The organism is Daejeonella sp. (assembly GCF_036405355.1).
Classification (GTDB): domain Bacteria; phylum Bacteroidota; class Bacteroidia; order Sphingobacteriales; family Sphingobacteriaceae; genus Daejeonella.
The window spans coordinates 19095-37632 of record NZ_DASWXT010000116.1 but is presented as its reverse complement, the minus strand read 5'-3'; the positions used below and the strand labels follow the sequence as shown (position 1 = coordinate 37632).

The window sequence follows — 18538 nt, the reverse complement described above, 5'->3', positions numbered from 1 at the left end:
CGATAGTTTTTATTTGATTGTTGTCAAATTTGCCCTTTTAAACCTCAAGGCATTCTTCTCAACAAAATTCCAGGATATAGACGATAATATCAACGTGACAATGAATGCAATGCCAAAATAGACCAATGATCCAACATAATTATGGTGATTTAGAAAATTGATAACAGGCATGTGATAAATATACATCCCATAAGATAGATCCTGATTCTTTATGACCATTTGACTTAACGAAGTATTTGAGAAAGCAAAAGCCAGCGTCCAAATTGATAATAAAGCATTGGCGATGAAACCAAAGGGAGACTCTAATATGTAGGCCTCAATTCTGTATCCTAATAAATTGCCAAAAACTAAAGAATAAACTATGTAAATAGTTGAAATAAGCAAAAATTTATTCACAAAAATAGAACTTACTTTGTCCCACATTTTATATGCGAATATGCCAAACAAAAAGTAATATAGATATTTGAATATAAACTCGTGATAAAGTTTCTCGAAAATATTAGCCCGATCAGTAAATGAAATGTTAACCAAAATCGACACGATGAATAAGCCCCAAAAAGCATATTGCCAATTTCTAAAATATTTAAATAATAGGAATATAATAGGGATTATTAGATAAAACTGCATTTCAATGGAAATAGTCCATAAACTTCCATTTGGAGTACCAACACCCCAAAACCTCAGAATGTCGGGAGTATAGAATTGAAATAACGATAATTGGGTAAAAAGCCAGATAAAAAAATGCTTGGAGAAAAGCGTGGCTTTAGCTAGTGGATAATCACTGTATAAAAGTAAAATCGTAAATAGAACGCAAAAAAATAAACCAGGATAGATTCTAAGAATTCTATTTCTAAAAAAGTTGCGAAGATCAGTGTGATGCCTGTCATAAGAGGCATAAATCAGAAATCCACTTATCGTAAAAAAAATAGGTACTCCAGGAAAATAAATCAGAAACTTATAATAAATAAATAACAGCCATTCGGTTTTAATGTTTAAATGGTCAATTCCATGTGTTATAAAAACCTGTATAGACGCCAATATCCTTATCAGATTAAAGTTGTTGGTTTTTAAAAGATGAGGCTGGCTAAAATTCATTTTATTTGAACAAGCTAAAAGTAGCTACTAAGATTTGACATCATCAAAACTCTCAATCATTCGCTCGATAAAATGTTTTCTTTTATCCTTGGTGTGATCAATCAGAAAACGTTCAATTATTGGCTGAACAGAGTCGAAATTTACCTTAAAGTATGATATTGCATTCAGAAAATCGGATGTCGATGTACATCTCGTAATTACCTGATGCGGTGCCAAGATCAAATTTGGTAAATTGGGATATATTAACGGTATACCCATTGCTAGTAATTGAAACATTCGATTGCTTGCAGTGATCGCTTGGATTGATTCCAATCTACCATCATACAAAGCTATAGAACAGCACACGTCACTGATATCCAAATCAGTTAATTTGGTTTCATTTAAAAATTCGACATTGGGAAGTGCTCCATATTTCTTTTTTATATCCAATCCATTGCCTTGTACTGGTCCAACAAACCTTAGCTTAATTCCACTATTACACAAGCCACCGACAAGTTTCATATCAAGACGGCTCACAAAACCATAATACAGTACTACGTCTCTTTTAAGATTGGAATTAGGTTTTTTATAATTTATATCGGACCAAGGCAAAAAAAGCTCAGTGAAAGATGAGAATTGACTAAGTTGTCTATCCAACGAATAAGAAACGCTGAGATTCATTCTGGATCTTGATACGGTCTTAGCTAAGTTTTTTAAAACCTGCGGTCGCATCCAAGGTTTAGCCATGACGTAAAAATCATCATTTATAACAGTAATTGCTGGAACCCCTGGGAACAACGAGAATGTATAATCGTTATCATAATTAAAATTTACAATAAAGCGAAAATCATTAACCGGCAAAATCCTTTTTAATGTTTTGCAAATGCGGGCAGAATCAAAGTTTTGTAAAACTGTAAAAGGTTTTAACTGGTGGTGCAATCTTTCATATACTGTAAACACATTGATTCCATCCTCCGAGCAATCTTTGATTGATTTGTTCGCAAAGAGCAACTGAACATAATAAATCTCATAACCGATGTCACGTAATAGTCTGCTCAACTGATGCCTTAACCTTGGAGCCTCACACCAGGCAGTTCTCGAAACAACTAATACATTGCCTTTGCTCATCAGGCAAACTGCTTGAAAAAATTAAATAAAGTGCTATTATTTGGATAAGCCAAATGAGGTATAGGTTCCTGGCTCATGATTGTTTTGAACTCTCTCTCAGAAATACCCAGCTTTTTTAACACATACTCCATGTCAGCGGCTAATTCATCTTCCACATAAATGCCTCTGCTTAGTAGTTTGACAGCCTCTTCACGACTCATATTTCCCGAACAAATTAATGTGGAGTAATGAGCCTTTCTTTTATCTACTCCAAATTTCTCAGGTAAAATAAAACCTTGATAGAATTTAGTAAAAATTGACTCATGATGCTTTCCGCCATAATACTGCCAGGACATATTTTCCTCCATCTCCTTTCGTGCTTTACCAACCTCGTAGTCAACAAAATTGAGGACATCAATAGGTTTAATTTTTGCAAATGCACGATAATAAATGTATTTCCCAAGAGACATCCCTGGAAAAGTCTTAATTTTACGAGAACCGAAACGACTATTTATTGCTTTTATATTCTTAAAATCAAGTTTGTTATACACCCATGCGTTAGGCAAAATACCTTCGGTGGCAAAATTAGACCCACTAAGATTATATTCAATACCGTATTTAGCAGTCAGTTTGTATATAATAGACCTTATAGCATGATCAGTCAAAGCTTCGATATCAATTACTCCGGCTTTTAAATATGCAATTTGCAGATTTTTAAACTCTTCCCAATCAATAACATGAGTATATAAATCGGCGTCCAAATATTTAATGCAATTTTCAATGTTGTTAACAGACAATTCGGAATTCCATCCATTGTCCAGGTGAACTACAAGTATCCGAAGGTTAAATTTTTTAGCATTATAAGCTACATATGAGCTGTCCATACCCCCACTTAAACCCATAATTACATCGTATTTCTTTCCTTTTCCGGCAATACGGGCTTTTTCTATTTGCTGATCTAAGAGTATTCTACCTTGATCGCCACGTTTCAAAACCATAGGAAGTTTTGCTAAGTAATCAATACAATGATTGCAATTGCCTGTATCATCAAAAATTATCTCTGGATCACTTGTATCCATGACACATCTTTTACATTGCTGATAATGCCTATTTATCTTCATATTTTAACAACTTTTTATTCTCGTCTTCTGACAAATAAGTAATAAGTACTGCGTTATGCTTTCCGGTAAACACAAATTTTGAACCTGCTGCAACGGCGGAAGCGCCATTTTTCAATGCGAGAATAAAATCATCTACAGTATTTGCCCCCCCACAAGCAATAACAGGGACGGCGACACCATTACTTAATGTATTTATAGTCTCTAAGTCGAAACCTTTTTTTGTCCCGTCTCGATCAATTGAATTCAAAAGTATTTCGCCAACACCACATTTCTCAAACTGAATTATGACTTCCAGGGGAGTCTTACCTGTATTTTTTCGACCATTTGATGTATATACCCTTTGTCGACCAAAAATGTCTCTTTTAACATCGATGCTTCCTACAATCGTGGAGCTCCCAAATTCCATACAAGCACTTCTTAAAAACTCAGGATCTTCTATAGCAGCAGTGTTAATTATGACTTTCTCGACTCCAATTCCTAAAATCTTCCTTATTTGTTCAATAGATCTAACTTTACCACCATAGGAGAGAGGGCTAAAACACTCCGAAGTAATATCTTTCAGCAATTCAAAATTTGGCTCAGATCGGGAATCTAAGGGAGTAATATCAATAAGGGCAAGTTCATCAACTTCTTTATCGTTAAAAATCTTAACACTGTTGACTGCATCTCCAACGTATTTAGGATTTTTGAAATTGATAGTTTTGACCAGGCCCTCACCATGCAGTAATAAAACCGGGATTACACGCTTACGCCAACTACTCATTTCTGTGATATACGTATTTTAAAAATCCCTTCAATAAGGTTATTCCAAATTTATGACTCTTTTCTGGATGATATTGAACACCAAAAATATTATTTTTTTCGAATGCAGAATGGAAGTCAATGCCGTAATTAGTGATACCCAAAATATCCTTCTCCTCATTGCACTTAACATAATAAGAATGTACAAAATAAAATCGAGGAGATTCTGTAAAGTCATCCAATAAAATACTGGGCTTTGTTTTTTGAACAAAACTCCAGCCCATGTGTGGTATTTTCAGTGTTTCACTATCCGCAAACTTAACTGCAGTTGCATTTATAAGACCCAATCCTATTTCTTCGCCTTCCTCACTTGACTTACACATCAATTGCATACCAAGACAAATACCCAGAATTGGAATTTGTTTTTCTTCGGCGAGATCTTGAAGGTAATTATATAGGTCATATTTCTTAAGATTTCTTACTCCAGTGTCAAATGATCCAACACCGGGAAGTATTATCCCCGCTGCTTTCATCAAATCTGATTTATCGTTTGAAATGATACTTTGTCCACCAATTTTTTTGATCATGTTTTTAATAGATCCCAAATTGCCCATATCATAATCTACTATCGCGATCATTTTTTTTCTCCTAAGAAGTCTTTAATACTATCTGTGACGAAATCAATCATTTGTTCCGACAATTCAGGGTACATTGGCAGAGAAAGAATTTGATTTTGATATTCTGAAGCAATCGGGAAATCTGATGGCTGGTGTCCCAAGTATTTGTATGCTTCCAAATTTGGTAAAGCGGTTGGGTAGTGAACAGCAGTTTCAATCCCCTTATCTTTCAAATACTTAGCTAGCCCGTCCCGATTTAGAGTTCTTATTACATACAAATGAAATGTATGAACCGTTTCGGGTCTTACCACAGGTATTGTAATTCCATGTACTCCTTTTAGATTATCATTATAATACGCTGCATTAGCTATCCGCTTTTCTGTCCATGAACCAATTGATTTTAGTTTAACCGATAAAATTGCTGCTTGAAGTCCGTCCAATCTGCTGTTAACTCCTTCAATACGGTGCTGATGCTTTTTGAGTGCACCATGTCTGGCGAACATTTTGTATTTTTCAGCTAAGGCATCATCATTCGTTATAATACATCCAGCATCTCCATAAGCACCCAAATTTTTCCCTGGGTAGAAGGAAAATGATGCAGCAACGCCCCTTAAGCCTGCCCTTATCCCTTTAAATTCAGAAAAATGAGATTGGGCACAATCTTCAATTACATGAATACCATGCTTATCCGCAATCTTCATTATCACATCCATATTACACATCTGACCATATAAATGAACAGGCATAATTGCTTTTGTTCGGGGAGTAATAGTCTGTTCAATCAGGGTCTCATCAATTGAATAGAATATTGGGTCAATATCTACAAATACAGGTTTCGCTCCAGTTTGAGTAATGGTCTCAGATGAAGATATCCAGCTATTTGCAACTGTAATCACCTCATCACCCTTGCCTATGCCAAGCATTTTCATGATGATGTATAACGAATCAGTCCCATTTGCCACCGAAACACAATTTTTAACACCATAAGCCTTCGCAAATTGCTCCTCAAAATCACTTACCACCTGGCCCCCGATAAAAGCTGTATTTTCTATAACATTCGAAATAGCCTGATCAATATCATTCTTAATGGAATTGTACTGTGATTTTAAATCGACAAAAGGAATCTTCATATTACTTAATTTTACGTTTAAATCTGGCTGGGTTTCCAGCATAGACTCCAGGCTCAATGATGTCTCTAGTCACCACCGACCCAGCGCCGATTACTACATTGCTACAAATATTTACTGGCAGAATAGTTGAATTGCTTCCCAATGAGACGTTATCACCTATTGTTGTTTTTGCCCATTTAGTTACATCACCGTTTGCAGGCCCACCCTCTTTAAACAAATCATTAATAAACATCACACCATGTCCAATAAAACAGTCAGATCCAATTTTTACTAATTCACAAACAAATGTATGTGATTGAATCTTGGTATTAACGCCAATCACTACCCCCTTCTGAATTTCCACAAATGGTCCGATAAAACATCCTGTAGAAATTTGACATTCATAGAGGTTCACTGGTTCAACTATGGTTACATTTGTACCAAAAGAGACATCTCTTACTGTTGATTTATAAACTTTAGGACTATTTTCCATTTAAAAATTTTGCGGAGGCATAAATTTTGTCAATTATCTCAACCGTCTTTAAACCTTCAAATGAGTTTGCCGATATGGCGGCGTTATCGTTCAAAACCTCCACTAAGTTGGCATACACTTTATCATGATTAGACATTGATCCCATGTAAGTACCGTAATTATTAGGCGTATTTCCAACCGGGAGATCCTTAATTTCAAATCCTTCAATAGATTGGTATTCTAATTCATTCAGATATTGACCACCTATTTTAACAGTCCCCTTCTCAGCAAAAATAGTTAAAGATCCTTCCATATTTTTCTTATAACTATTAACCGTATAATTGATTGTTCCAATTACCCCAGAATAGAATTCAACAATCACTGCACCAGTATCTTCAAATTCTATTATATCTGAATGACCGAAATTTCGTGTGAAAGCATGAGCATCTCTGACATCCCCAATTAACCAGTAAAGCAAATCTATGAAATGACTAAATTGAGTATACAAAGTACCTCCATCCATATCCTTGGTGCCCTTCCAGGAGTCTTTATAATAATCTTCATTTCTATTCCAGAAACAGCTCAATTGTACGCTGTATATCTTGCCAAGTCTATTCTCGTCAATTGCCTTTTTCACCGCGGCCACAGGCGGATTAAAACGATTCTGCTTGATAGCAAATAGTCTTTTATTATTTCTTTCTGCAGTTTTTATCATTTCTCCACAATCTGCTACGGATATGGCCATTGGCTTTTCACACAATACATGAAATCCCGCATTCAGGGCACTTATGCTATGACTAGCATGCAGGCCATTAGGACTGCAAATAGAAATCACATCTACGTCCTGTAATTCGGACAACATGGTATCCAGAGAAAAAAAAGCTTTTGAATTATATTTTTCAGATAACTGAACTGCTTTATATTCTACTATGTCACAAACCGCCGCAAGTTCACCAATTTTTTCTATGTGCTCGGCATGACGCTGTGCAATCCTTCCACAGCCCACTATTGCAAATCTTAATTTCCTTTTCATTTAATATATTATTTCGCCGCTTGATTAAATACATCCAGGAACTGATGCTCTTGAGATTCCCATGAATAATTATCAATGAGCTGTTTTTTCACCTTTAACCGATGATCTTTTGAGTAATTTTTTAATATGGTAAGATTTACCGCCTCACCTATTGCTTTTGGATTAATGGTCTTGAAATCTAGGCATACCCCAAAATCTAATTTATCAAGAACTTCCACAATCATTGGGTTTTTTGTGCCAATAACAGGTGTACCTGATGATAATGCCTCATAAAGCTTGTTAGGAGAACAATAATAATTATTTAAACAATTGTCTTTATAGAATGCAAATGCCACAGCAGATTCGTCAATAAAATCAACAAGTTCATCCCACTTTACTGCACCTACGAAATGTATTCTTTCTGATACACCAAGTCCAGAGGCAATTTCTTTAAGTTCGTTGATATATTCTGATCCACCATCACCAATAAGATAAAAATCGGAATCTGGTTGCCAATAGGGGATTGATCTGACTACGTCATCAATGTATCTCCCAGGCATAATAATGCCGGTATAAACCACCTTTTGCTTAGAGTAGCTTAGATCTGATAATTTTTTACCGGCACTTCTTAGTTCTCCCAGATATGGATAGTTATAAAGTGTCGTGATTTTATCCGCATGAACACCTGCTTTTTCGACCATATAATTTAATCGATGATGGTCTGTTATGAATGTAATATTAGAATGGTTGATAATATAAGTTTCAGCAGCATCCCAGAATTTTTTTGGCTTCAACGGGCTTAAAATCTCTCGATGAATTTCATGGGAATCATAGACAAGTTTTTTAAAAAATAGCTTGCTATACAAAAAGCAAGGTATTAATGGTAAAAGGTCATGACATAGAACCACATCTGGTCTTTGTCTAATCAAGCTAAAAAAGGTTTGAATCAAAAATTCGAGAAACTTAACTGCCCAAAAAAAGGTGCTTTTAGGTAGACCTCTCGACAAAAGCCTTATTCGCACATATCTTGACACGTTTGGATTACGCATATCTTCATACGCATAAGCCGGAGGCATATAGATCAGATTAATGGTGTGTCCTTCCTTTTTAAGCGTTTGGATTTCCTTCGATGCTCTGGAAGCAGTATTTATATTGTCAGGTAATACGACTGAAATTCTCATTTATATAGGTCAGAGATTAATTGGCCTGATGTAGTGTACTATTAGGTGAATTAACGGTGTTATGTTGAGAGGTTTTCAAAAGATATTCTGACATGGCCAAAAACATCCACGCTTGTCCCCATCGTATATATGGCATTTTATCTGTGAAAATTATTGATCCAATTTTACGTTTCACATAATAAAAAGCTCCGTCCGGCCCCTGCATAGTGTCAATAATATTGCTTGCCAAATTTTCGAGAAACAGATTTGGCTCACTCCGCTGTTTTAACAATGATGAATTAAGTATCAGCGCTTCAGCGCATGAATGAATATTAATTGGATAATAACTTTTAGGTGTCATTTTCGGCATTACAAAGTCCCCATCTTGGGCAAGCAAATTTTTTAGATAAAAATCGTAGTAACGAGCATAAGCTTCTTTGTATTCTATACGATCAGTTAATTTTGATATCATATATAGGCACCGAATCTCAAATCCCGAATGGTAATGATCTATTGCTTTAGGTCCATGATATTGTTGGTCATTGCCCCAATAATATATTGATCCGTCTTCATTTTGTTCTTCCAATGCATAGTTAGCGGCTTTCAGCCCAAATTCAATATATTTTTCATTATTAACTGCTTTTCCTATTCTAATCAAAAATTCAGCACATAGTAAATTTGCATTATGGACATGTAAATTATCTAAAGGTGTATAACTAAAACAAATACTTTCCTGAGCAACCTCATCGATATTCAAATCTTCCAGAAAAAAATCACAAAGACCCTCACACACTTTAAGGTATTCGGGATCTTTGATTACCTCCCAGGCCCTCCAAAACGCATCACCAACCGCATTACAAACAACAGAAGCAGGAGTTCCCGTAGGGGTAAACACACCGCTTTGCCAATCAAATGGATATCCCCAGGCATTGTTTTTAAATCCTTCAGATTTATTATTGAGAAGCCAAGTCAAACATTCCTCCGCCTTAAGTTTATAATTATTATCACCTGTAAGTTCAAAAAGGTTTAGATATCCTTTGGCAAACAATGCCATACCTTTGGCATTTGTGGTTTTTTTAACGTTGAAGATTTTTCTTAATGTTAATGGGAAATAGTCAAGTGCATAGAAAAATGGTTTCCTGATAATTTTCATTAATATAGTATGCTTGGGACGTAGGAAGTAAATGAATAATTTCAATCCTTTTATATCGTGTGGGTCATACCCTTTGAATCCATTGTTATTAATCCAGCCCTCTAAATTCTTTAAAGAACTGAAAACTTTACTGTAGTTTAAAATCATAATCTTTTGTTCGTTCTATTGCCAATTCTCTGAAATTTAATCCCAAGAAAATGAAGAAAATAAACTGAAATCTTAATGTTTGGAATGCACCGTCAAAAAACATCTGGATTATTAAAGCGGAATATATGATTATCCATTCAATTCGAATCTTAGGAAACAGATTTATCCAAACCAAATAAATAAGCAAAATACTATAAGCCAAAAGACCTGCTATACCCAACGACATCCAATAAAAAAGAAATTCATTATGTGGAGTGGCAAAATAGATAGGTCTAGTATCACTGACCAAATTTGCCTGAACTACATCTATACCAAAAAATGGCGCCATTTTTATTCTCTCAATTCCCAGATTCCAAAGTTCAAAACGATCATTTAATGAATTTACATTTTCACTATTGCCCAATAATTCATCAAATCGTTGAAATATGATTATATACTCAGAGAAAACTATACTTGCAGTAATTATGATAAAACCAATTAAAATCAAAGTTGTTATGATTCGTGTTGCTTTCTTCTTGGTCAAATTATCTGAAGTTTTTTTGCTGTAGTAATAAATCGAAAAAAACAATAATGCAATCATTGATACAATAATTGTGGTTTTACTTGTAATTGAGAATATAATAACTGTGCACAAAAACGGTATCAAAAAATTTGATTTATTTTCAAGGTAGGTACGGACAGACATAACTAGAAACATAAACACAATAAAGGAATAGATATTTGCATTAATTCCCAATCCCGGAAATCTAGGTGAATTAAATCTTACAAAATCCATCCCCTTTGGGAAAAATAAAGTCAATAGTCTGACTCTAGTATCAAAGTCAGAAACAATATATATTAAAGAGAAAACTGCCAAAACCGAAAATAATACCTTAGCGAATCCCGAAACAATAATTTCATCAAAAGTAATCTTAGAATATCTGCCAATACTGTAGCTTATTACCTGAACAAAAATAATAAACAGAAAGACTATTTTGGCGTAATTGAAAGGGATATTATAATCTAATGAATTCACAAAGGCTCCAATTCTTCCGACTACTATGAGAAATATGAATAGTATAAGAATTGCAGGAAATTTGATAGTGCCTTTAAATCCCATCAGAAAAACTATCCCTGTAAAAAAGGTTAAAATCTCTGCAATTGTTAATCCAAAGCCACCTAAAGTTAGCATAGGACTTATCAAAAACAGTGGAAGTAGATACTTAAGAATATCAAGTCTTATCATTAAAGCAAGTTTTCGGTCTAGTTATTTACCATTTCTATTGCTTTAGCTGTCCTTCTACCGCTAGTGCAATCTGTGCAGACTGCTGTTGTTGCCACCAAGGAATCGGCCATTTTCCAGTTCTTATAGCTTCGTAGAATTCTGTGAGTTGATTTTTATGTCCTTTATCCTGTAAAGAAGTAATAATTGATTTTTCTCGCTTACCATAGACATCCAGACTTTTGTAATCATTTAAGATAACTATTTTCCCATCATAATATAAATCAGCCATTTCCTTAGAATAATCTTTGGATCCCAATGCTGTATATGTTAATGTTGCAATAGATCCATTCTCAAAACTCAGCGTGGTTACAAAATTATCATTATATCTGTAGTGATTGGATAGGGGTTTAATACTTGTTGCTGTGAGTTCAGTTACTTTTGAATTTGCAAGGTAAAGAAATAAATCATAAATGTGACAGGCCTCTCCTACATTTCTTCCACCTCCTTCAGGCCCGTGTACCCAATGTTCATCCGAAATAAATCCCGCATTCATCCTGTAATTGATGATAAATGGTGCACTCCTCACGTTTAATAAAGATTGCATTTTCTTAGCAAAAGGAGAAAACCTTCTGTTATATCCTGTCATTAAAACAGGCAGATCCTTTTCGCTTGTTTCATTTATAAAAAGATCCAGATTTTCGATATCTTGGTAGGTCAGGGCTAGTGGTTTTTCCAATAACACATGTTTCCCGGCTTTTAAAGCTTCCAGTGCCATTTGTCCATGTAGATGATGTCTAGTAGCGATTATTACCGCATCCACATTGGGGTCATTTAAAACCTCTCTATAATCTGTGCTGGCATAAACCGCTCCGAACTGTTCAGCCACTGACTTAGCAGTATGTCCTGTACGGGTTACGATTGCTTGTAAAGCATACTTATCATTAAGACTTCTAATTAATGGTAAATGTGTGCCCCTAGCGAAACCTCCTGCACCCAATACAGCTATCCTTACCTTTTCATTTTTAAATTCTGTTTTACCGGATGTGATATCTATTCTGGTAAATGCAGGAACCTCCTTGGCGGGATAGGTTAATAAGATCATTAGATACTTATCTTTCTGAGTATTTAATACCGAATAAGCTTCGGATGAATTCTCAACTGTATAAGTAGCAGAAACCATAGGCCTAATAGAAACCTGTTTATTTGCCACCAACCGTAAGTATTCTTCCATGTTTCTATTCTCTGTCCAGCGAACATAAGATATTGGGTAATCTAACCCTTTCTCCTCGTATCTATGATCGTAGCGTCCAGGACCATATGAAGTAGAAATAAAAAAATCTAACTCCTTAGCATAAAAATCAGGCCGCCTTAGATCTAAACCAACATCTCCGACTAATACCACACGCCCTTTTTTTCGACACATTTTAAAAGCTGTAGATATTATTTCGTTAGAAGATGATGCAGCTGTGATAATCACACCATCAGCTCCATACCCATTTGTAAACCTTGAGATTTGTTCAAAATCATTTTTTTCATTGGTATCCAGACCTATGTTCATACCAAGTTCCTTAGCAAGATCTATCCTTGTTTTATCGAGATCCAACCCAATCGTTTTACACCCATTTACTTTTAGCATCTGTATGGTTAATTGACCCAGGACCCCCAGACCAATTACAACAAATGTTTCTCCAAGTGTGGGCTGTGCTCTTCTTATGCCTTGTAGGGCAATGGCTCCTAAAGTTACAGTAGATGCACTATCGAAATCCACTTCTTTGGGAATAGGCACACAAAGATTACGGGTAACTTTAATCAATTCAGCATGAGGTGATCCTGCACAAGCCACTCGATCTCCAACTTTTATGTCTGATACTGAAGACCCGATCTGCACCACTATACCTGATGATGAGTATCCAGTAGGGCTAGACAGATTTTTCTTTTCCCTTATCGTACTGATTGCCTGACTAATTCCATGAGTTGCAGCCATATTAATGACCTTTTTAACATTATCGGGTTGATTAAGTGCCCTTTTCCACATCGGAACTGCACTTAATTTTACTCCACTCATTTCTGTACCAATTGATAAACAAGATACTCTTACCTGTACCAAAATTTCATCCGGTTCTATCATAGGCTGTGGAACCTCTGCAATTATAGCTGCTCCACTTCTTATTAAAATCTGCTTCATGAAATCCTGCTATATTAGCTTCTATTAATTATATAAGGTAACGACTTCTCCTGATCTCCCATTCCATACCCTACAATTACCTCAGATCCAAACTCAAATGCAGCGTATTTAATCGGAAGATCAACAGCCAATACATCAGGTTTCTTTCCAAAGGCACAAATTTCAATACTTGAAGGTTTACGAAGTTTTAAGTATTCATATATATAATGAGGTGTTCGGCCACTAACAATTACACCTTCTAACATTAGAACATGGCAATTTTCAAGAGGTTGTGTGATATCAAGTGTAATTCTTACTTCTCCCGACTTACTACCATTGGGATATGATGAAAAACCAATTTGGTGAATTTTTACCGGTATCGTCAACTTTCTGATGAGGTCTGAACAAAACATGGAAGCCCCATTTAACAAACACACTAAATCCAGAGAAAGGTCTTTGTAATCATGGTTAATTTGCTCTGCAAGAGCATTTATACGTTTGTCAATTTCTTGTTGGGTTTTTACAATATTTTGGCTTTTCATAAATATTTGTTGCTTAATTCTTTAAACATTGGTTACAATATTTTCAGGATTTTCTGAAATAAAATTTTTAAGTACATTTTCCATATGGTCTAAATCTCTTCCTGTTATCCTACTATGGCAAGGAAGATTTACTATTTTCATAGCAACTGCCTCTGCTAATGGATATTGACCCGGCAAATAATTAAATGAAGGATTTGTTGGAACAGGAGATAGCGGCCCATCAAACCATTGCCCTAACTCAATTCCTCGTTCCATAAAGTAATCTACAGCCACCGACCTGTCATTTGTATAAAATGATAGCCGGGGAGAAACTCCGTACTCAGATAGTTCAGGTATGCCAGGCATCTCAATATTTAATCCATACAACAGTTTTCTTAAGTGTGTCGCATTTTTATTTGTTAAAAAAATTGTACGCTGAGCATCTTTCCACTGCAACAAAGCGATGCTTGCTTGTATACCGCTCATCTTAAGGATAAAATCATCCGCAATTAATCCTAAAAATTCATTAGTCGGTGTAGACTTCCTGAAGAGTTTGCTCGTGAAGCCTGCAAATAAAACGTACTTGCCGAGGATATGATATAATGAAGGATGATAACTAATTGCAGAAATCACTGTTTGACATAAATCTTTTGAGGCTGAGGCTCTACCTTTTTCACTCAATAAATTATAATTCTTCTTTACAAGCCCATTAATCTCTGTTTTGTTGACGACCAAAATACCACCCCAGCCTATAGATAAAGTTTTAGAGAGTTCCATTGATAAAATGGCGGCATCTGCAAAACTGCCAATTAATTTACCATTAATCCTGGATCCAAGTGAAAGCGCACAATCTTCAATTGTTACTATTCCCTTTGATTGGGCAAAATCTACAATTTCTTTAACATTTGCTATTTTCCCTAATGTATGTTGAATGATTATTGCCTTTACCTTAGGCGACATACACTTTTGTATGCCCTGTATTTCTATATTTAAAGTATCACTATTTATATCTACATAAACCGGTGTACCACCTGCCGCAAGGATCGCAGTTGGAACTGCCAGACAGGTATATGCTGATAATATCACCTCATCGCCTTCCTTAATCCCATATGCTTTGAGAAATGCAGCTAAAGCTGATCTTGCACTCCCATATGAATAAATATCTGTGGCCTCACTATAATATGTAACCTTGATGTATTCATGCAGCATTTTACGGCAATAGTCATTACTTCTAAAAAAATTCTGGACCCAATCAAGTATGAATCTGAAAGATCGATTTATCGATATAGAACCATAATATAAAGAAATGTGACGCTTAGTGGCCATTTACTCTTCTTTTTAATTTTGCATCATTAAAAGTAGCGGTAACTTTATCAAGAGTGGTTACAAGTGAAAACAATTTTTCTGCACGTTTTCGCCCTTCAACACCAAAGCGTGATCTTAATTTAGAATCATTTACAAGTGTTACAATATATTCCTTTAAACTTGATTGATCCGCAGACTTAGTTTTTGCATCTAACCCTACCAGAAACCCTGTTTCACCATGTACTACCGCCTCTGGGATACCGCCACTTTTTGTGGCAACAACCGGAAGACTAGCAGCCATTGCTTCTTTGATAGAAAGCCCCATACATGCTCTTTGGTCATATGATGGGGCCAAAATCACGTCAGAACCTGCAAGCATTTTATCCTGTATTGAAAACGGAAAATTTTCAAAAATTAATACTCTATCATGGAATTTCTGGGACAGCTCAGTTGCCTGATCAGATAAATGGCCTCTTGCACCCGCCAAAATAAAAACAATGTTTTGAAATTCATTTAGCATTTCTGGAATAATCCGAAGAACCACATCCAGTCCCATATCCTTAATGAAACGACCCATGAAGAGAATTACAACGTCTTCTGACGAAATATTGTTCTCCCTCCGAAATTCAGACCGTTTCGAATCGTCTTGCTTATTCCCAAGATCAGAGCCCAGATAAATGGTATTTATTTGCCTATTAATACCAACAGTTTTAAAGCTGCAAGCACAATGATTACTTGAAGCCCATACGATATCAGGCAATTCAAGCATTTTTTCAATTATTGCCTTGTATTGCTGAATAAAGACTGGAGAACCATATACTTCACCAAATACTGTTAATACAATACCACATTTACCCTTCCAGTGTTCAATTAACGGAATCATCTCAAAATGGGCATCACTATGGTAAAAAGCAACTACCTCACTATGATGAAGTTTTGCAATTTTATTTATCAAAATAGCTTTAATAGACTCCCGAATTACTGCACGAAATTCTAATCCCTTTGTCATTAGTGTTATAAAAACACGAAACAAAAGCAACCAATTCGACGGCAAAAATAGATGCCTATAATATTTCTTTATGTTGTATCTGTAAATTGTAGCTCCATCAATAGCCTCAATTTTATCTTCAGACCCTAAAGTTATCACTGCGATATCATCAGCACCTCTTTCCGTTAAGGCCGGGATAAGTGAAACTAAGTGAGTTGCAATCCCACCATATGGCGGAGGATACGTTCCCACTAGTAGGACTCTAAGTTTTTTGCATTCAACCATTATTCGTAATTAAAGTTTTATTTTGAGTTAGTTATTAAATGTCCTAATCATCATTGAGCAAATATAATCAACATCATCCTTAGTTAAGCCTGGATAACTAGGCAAGTTCATCCCTCTATCACTCAGAAATTCCGAGATTGGATAAGCTTCATCATTCTTAAAAACAGGCATTGTATGGGCAGGATAGAATAATGGACGAGTTTCTATACCGTTTAACTTAAGATATTCACGGATTGAATCGCGGATCTCTTTATTCTCTGCGAGTATGGATACCATCCAGAACGAATTAAAACATTTAGGATTATCAGATTGAAATGTGACCGGCAGTTTCTTTAGACCACTCTTGTACCATTGGGCAATTTGAACCTTCTTCTCTATAATTTCACTAGCCTGTTCCAGTTGAGCAAGTCCAATTGCCCCGCAAATATTGGTCATTCGATAATTGTATCCTACTTCATCATGCCAGTATTCTTTAATATTTGATACTGATTGACTTTTTAAATATTCGGCTCTCCTTATAAAAGATTGATTATTAGATACTAACATTCCACCTTCTCCAGTGGTTATTGTTTTATTACCAAAAAAACTAAATGTAGATATATCTCCAAAAGTACCTGTAAATTTATTATCAAATTTGCTACCAAAGGCTTCTGCTGCATCTTCAATCAAATACAAATTATGCTTATCACAAATAGACCTTAAAGTACTCATATCACAGGGCATACCATATAAATGAACTGCCATAATTGCCTTTGTTTTATTGGTAATCTTTGATTCAATTAGTTCACATTCCATATTCCAGGAATCTTTATTTGAATCTACAAATATAGGTTTAGCCCCCACCATTGAAATAGCATTAATACTTGCTATATAAGTAAGGGTTGGTACTATAATTTCATCATCTTTTTCAATCCCCAAGACTAATAAGGCCAGATGCAAAGCAACTGTACCGTTGCTTACTGTAGTCGCATAATCGATGTCAATATATTTAGCAAACTCTTCTTCGAATTTCAAAATATACTCCCCCTTTGAGGAAATCCAGGTAGTTTTAAGACAATTATTTACGTATTCAATTTCATTTCCAGCTAATAATGGCTGGTAAACAGGGATTTTTTTCATCACTGATAGTTATAAAAATATTAAATTTGAAAAACACTTAAAGGTAAAATTGACTTTTAAAACATACTTTCGAAATCCAATTAGAGCAATTAGTTAAATGTTTTAAACTTATTTTACTTAAATATAGAAGCATTCACGTTATAGCTTTCTCGTTAAAGCTGAGTTAAATTCACATAATCATTCTACAAATAATTAAAATTCAATTTTAATTATTTGTAGAACTGAACCTATATTTTGGACATTCTCGCAATATAATATTTAATGTCTTTTGAATTTGTAGACAAAAATGTGATAATGCCTGTTGGGCGCACTTGGAAATGGAAGATGGAATGTATGGTCAAAAGGGTGTGAAATCAAAAGTAAGAGTTTTCGTATGGAGACAAACCCTTTATATTTAATCTTTTGAAAGAATGACGGTTTATTAATTGCAGAGCCTGCATTCTTGGTGCTGTCATTGTTAGGGTTAGGAGGTGAAACACCCAAATTATTTTTCCTCTGACCGATTTTTTCAAATATTGAACCGAATCCTCTAAGCATAGCAATACCGAGTTGAGGCATTACCGGTTCTTCAATTAAATCAAACCCTGCCTTATTAAACAGTAACTTCCAGGTATTTGCCGGTCGTTCGATAAGATAGGGTATTCCATCATTGTAATGAATTATAGAATCTTTATGAGGTGGCGCCAATTCAAGAACAATCAGTATTCCCTCAGTCTTCATAGATTTACCTATCAATTTTAAGGATTGAATTAATTCATCTTCTTCCAAAATATGTTGTAATACTGTAATACTGGTAACAAGATCATAAAAATCATCCTTAAGATTTACATTTACAACAGGTCCGCTAATTAATTCAACCTTTTCATCATTTTGAAATCTTTGACGCGTAGCTTCAATTACCTTAGGAGAAATATCCAGCCCCGTAACAAACATCCCATTTTGCCTTTGAAGTTTAATAAAATCGCCAGTACCACAACCAATATCTAATGCATTTTTCCCTGATAATCCGGCATTAGGAAATAACCTAGCTAGTATCCGGCTAACAGCTGCCAGACGTATAGGTTGATCATAACTATGCTTCAATGGATCTGTATAACCTGTGTGTCCTTTTGCCATAAATGACTTATCCCAAAGGTTACGTAGGTTTGAATGTTGTGCTCCCATAAGGTTTTTTAAAGAGTTGTAATTGAAGTGTACATATAAGCTTTTTAATTGAGAGTTTCAATTTATAACATTAGA

At 35.2% G+C, this 18538-nt stretch carries 17 protein-coding genes; all 17 read right to left on the bottom strand.

The genetic code is table 11. The annotated features are described in order from the left end of the window. Positions 1–9 precede the first annotated feature (9 nt). Positions 10–1095 (bottom strand): acyltransferase family protein, encoded by a 1086-nt coding sequence (locus VGE44_RS18460; protein ID WP_414649337.1) that lies wholly within the window; start codon positions 1093–1095, stop codon positions 10–12. A 27-nt stretch (positions 1096–1122) separates the two neighbouring features. Then, a complete protein-coding gene (locus VGE44_RS13985) occupies positions 1123–2202 on the bottom strand; it encodes a hypothetical protein (RefSeq protein WP_331080165.1) in 1080 nt (359 codons plus the stop codon). Beyond that, positions 2202–3302, bottom strand: a complete 1101-nt coding sequence (locus VGE44_RS13980; RefSeq protein ID WP_331080162.1) for an N-acetyl sugar amidotransferase — start codon at positions 3300–3302, stop codon at positions 2202–2204. Before VGE44_RS13980 ends, VGE44_RS13985 begins: the two co-directional genes overlap by 1 nt. Then, positions 3289–4065 (bottom strand): AglZ/HisF2 family acetamidino modification protein, encoded by a 777-nt coding sequence (locus VGE44_RS13975; RefSeq protein ID WP_331080159.1) that lies wholly within the window; start codon positions 4063–4065, stop codon positions 3289–3291. The genes VGE44_RS13980 and VGE44_RS13975 overlap by 14 nt, the downstream gene beginning before the upstream one ends. Beyond that, positions 4058–4681 (bottom strand): imidazole glycerol phosphate synthase subunit HisH, encoded by a 624-nt coding sequence (gene hisH, locus VGE44_RS13970; RefSeq protein ID WP_331080157.1) that lies wholly within the window; start codon positions 4679–4681, stop codon positions 4058–4060. Before hisH ends, VGE44_RS13975 begins: the two co-directional genes overlap by 8 nt. Beyond that, positions 4678–5790, bottom strand: coding sequence for a DegT/DnrJ/EryC1/StrS family aminotransferase (locus VGE44_RS13965; RefSeq protein WP_331080155.1), 1113 nt, complete (start codon positions 5788–5790; stop codon positions 4678–4680). The genes hisH and VGE44_RS13965 overlap by 4 nt, the downstream gene beginning before the upstream one ends. A 1-nt stretch (position 5791) precedes the next feature. Next, positions 5792–6262 carry an acyltransferase gene (locus VGE44_RS13960; protein ID WP_331080153.1) on the bottom strand — a complete coding sequence of 157 codons (471 nt, stop codon included), beginning with the start codon at positions 6260–6262 and terminating at the stop codon, positions 5792–5794. Then, positions 6252–7274, bottom strand: a complete 1023-nt coding sequence (locus VGE44_RS13955; protein WP_331080151.1) for a Gfo/Idh/MocA family oxidoreductase — start codon at positions 7272–7274, stop codon at positions 6252–6254. The genes VGE44_RS13960 and VGE44_RS13955 overlap by 11 nt, the downstream gene beginning before the upstream one ends. A gap of 8 nt (positions 7275–7282) precedes the next feature. Further along, positions 7283–8434, bottom strand: coding sequence for a glycosyltransferase family 4 protein (locus VGE44_RS13950; RefSeq protein WP_331080150.1), 1152 nt, complete (start codon positions 8432–8434; stop codon positions 7283–7285). A gap of 16 nt (positions 8435–8450) precedes the next feature. Beyond that, positions 8451–9713, bottom strand: a complete 1263-nt coding sequence (locus VGE44_RS13945) for a hypothetical protein (RefSeq protein ID WP_331080148.1) — start codon at positions 9711–9713, stop codon at positions 8451–8453. Next, complete coding sequence (locus VGE44_RS13940; RefSeq protein WP_331080146.1) at positions 9694–10938, bottom strand: O-antigen ligase family protein; 1245 nt, start codon at positions 10936–10938, stop codon at positions 9694–9696. The genes VGE44_RS13945 and VGE44_RS13940 overlap by 20 nt, the downstream gene beginning before the upstream one ends. A 34-nt stretch (positions 10939–10972) precedes the next feature. After that, the gene (locus VGE44_RS13935; protein ID WP_331080144.1) at positions 10973–13102 is read right to left on the bottom strand and encodes a bi-domain-containing oxidoreductase; all 2130 of its coding nucleotides are present in this window, start codon (positions 13100–13102) and stop codon (positions 10973–10975) included. A gap of 14 nt (positions 13103–13116) precedes the next feature. Next, on the bottom strand, positions 13117–13623 hold the full coding sequence (locus VGE44_RS13930) for a phosphoribosyltransferase (RefSeq protein ID WP_331080142.1): 507 nt from the start codon (positions 13621–13623) through the stop codon (positions 13117–13119). A gap of 21 nt (positions 13624–13644) precedes the next feature. Beyond that, complete coding sequence (locus VGE44_RS13925) at positions 13645–14928, bottom strand: DegT/DnrJ/EryC1/StrS family aminotransferase (RefSeq protein ID WP_331080140.1); 1284 nt, start codon at positions 14926–14928, stop codon at positions 13645–13647. Then, positions 14918–16180, bottom strand: coding sequence for a glycosyltransferase family 4 protein (locus VGE44_RS13920; RefSeq protein WP_331080138.1), 1263 nt, complete (start codon positions 16178–16180; stop codon positions 14918–14920). The genes VGE44_RS13925 and VGE44_RS13920 overlap by 11 nt, the downstream gene beginning before the upstream one ends. A 27-nt stretch (positions 16181–16207) precedes the next feature. Then, positions 16208–17299, bottom strand: coding sequence for a DegT/DnrJ/EryC1/StrS family aminotransferase (locus VGE44_RS13915; RefSeq protein WP_331080136.1), 1092 nt, complete (start codon positions 17297–17299; stop codon positions 16208–16210). 258 nt (positions 17300–17557) lie between these two features. After that, positions 17558–18463: a class I SAM-dependent methyltransferase gene (locus VGE44_RS13910; protein WP_331080134.1), complete on the bottom strand. Its 906-nt coding sequence runs from the start codon at positions 18461–18463 to the stop codon at positions 17558–17560. Positions 18464–18538 lie beyond the last annotated feature (75 nt).

Bases quoted from the DNA above. Each gene is read 5' to 3' on its own strand.
- VGE44_RS13980 (WP_331080162.1), bottom strand. From the start codon at position 3,302: ATGAAGATAAATAGGCATTATCAGCAATGTAAAAGATGTGTCATGGAT.
- VGE44_RS13910 (WP_331080134.1), bottom strand. From the start codon at position 18,463: ATGGGAGCACAACATTCAAACCTACGTAACCTTTGGGATAAGTCATTT.
- VGE44_RS13950 (WP_331080150.1), bottom strand. From the start codon at position 8,434: ATGAGAATTTCAGTCGTATTACCTGACAATATAAATACTGCTTCCAGA.
- VGE44_RS13985 (WP_331080165.1), bottom strand. From the start codon at position 2,202: ATGAGCAAAGGCAATGTATTAGTTGTTTCGAGAACTGCCTGGTGTGAG.
- VGE44_RS13965 (WP_331080155.1), bottom strand. From the start codon at position 5,790: ATGAAGATTCCTTTTGTCGATTTAAAATCACAGTACAATTCCATTAAG.
- VGE44_RS13940 (WP_331080146.1), bottom strand. From the start codon at position 10,938: ATGATAAGACTTGATATTCTTAAGTATCTACTTCCACTGTTTTTGATA.
- VGE44_RS13975 (WP_331080159.1), bottom strand. From the start codon at position 4,065: ATGAGTAGTTGGCGTAAGCGTGTAATCCCGGTTTTATTACTGCATGGT.
- VGE44_RS13935 (WP_331080144.1), bottom strand. From the start codon at position 13,102: ATGAAGCAGATTTTAATAAGAAGTGGAGCAGCTATAATTGCAGAGGTT.
- VGE44_RS13955 (WP_331080151.1), bottom strand. From the start codon at position 7,274: ATGAAAAGGAAATTAAGATTTGCAATAGTGGGCTGTGGAAGGATTGCA.
- VGE44_RS13960 (WP_331080153.1), bottom strand. From the start codon at position 6,262: ATGGAAAATAGTCCTAAAGTTTATAAATCAACAGTAAGAGATGTCTCT.
- VGE44_RS13925 (WP_331080140.1), bottom strand. From the start codon at position 14,928: ATGGCCACTAAGCGTCACATTTCTTTATATTATGGTTCTATATCGATA.
- VGE44_RS13945 (WP_331080148.1), bottom strand. From the start codon at position 9,713: ATGATTTTAAACTACAGTAAAGTTTTCAGTTCTTTAAAGAATTTAGAG.
- VGE44_RS13915 (WP_331080136.1), bottom strand. From the start codon at position 17,299: ATGAAAAAAATCCCTGTTTACCAGCCATTATTAGCTGGAAATGAAATT.
- VGE44_RS13930 (WP_331080142.1), bottom strand. From the start codon at position 13,623: ATGAAAAGCCAAAATATTGTAAAAACCCAACAAGAAATTGACAAACGT.
- hisH (WP_331080157.1), bottom strand. From the start codon at position 4,681: ATGATCGCGATAGTAGATTATGATATGGGCAATTTGGGATCTATTAAA.
- VGE44_RS13920 (WP_331080138.1), bottom strand. From the start codon at position 16,180: ATGGTTGAATGCAAAAAACTTAGAGTCCTACTAGTGGGAACGTATCCT.
- VGE44_RS18460 (WP_414649337.1), bottom strand. From the start codon at position 1,095: ATGAATTTTAGCCAGCCTCATCTTTTAAAAACCAACAACTTTAATCTG.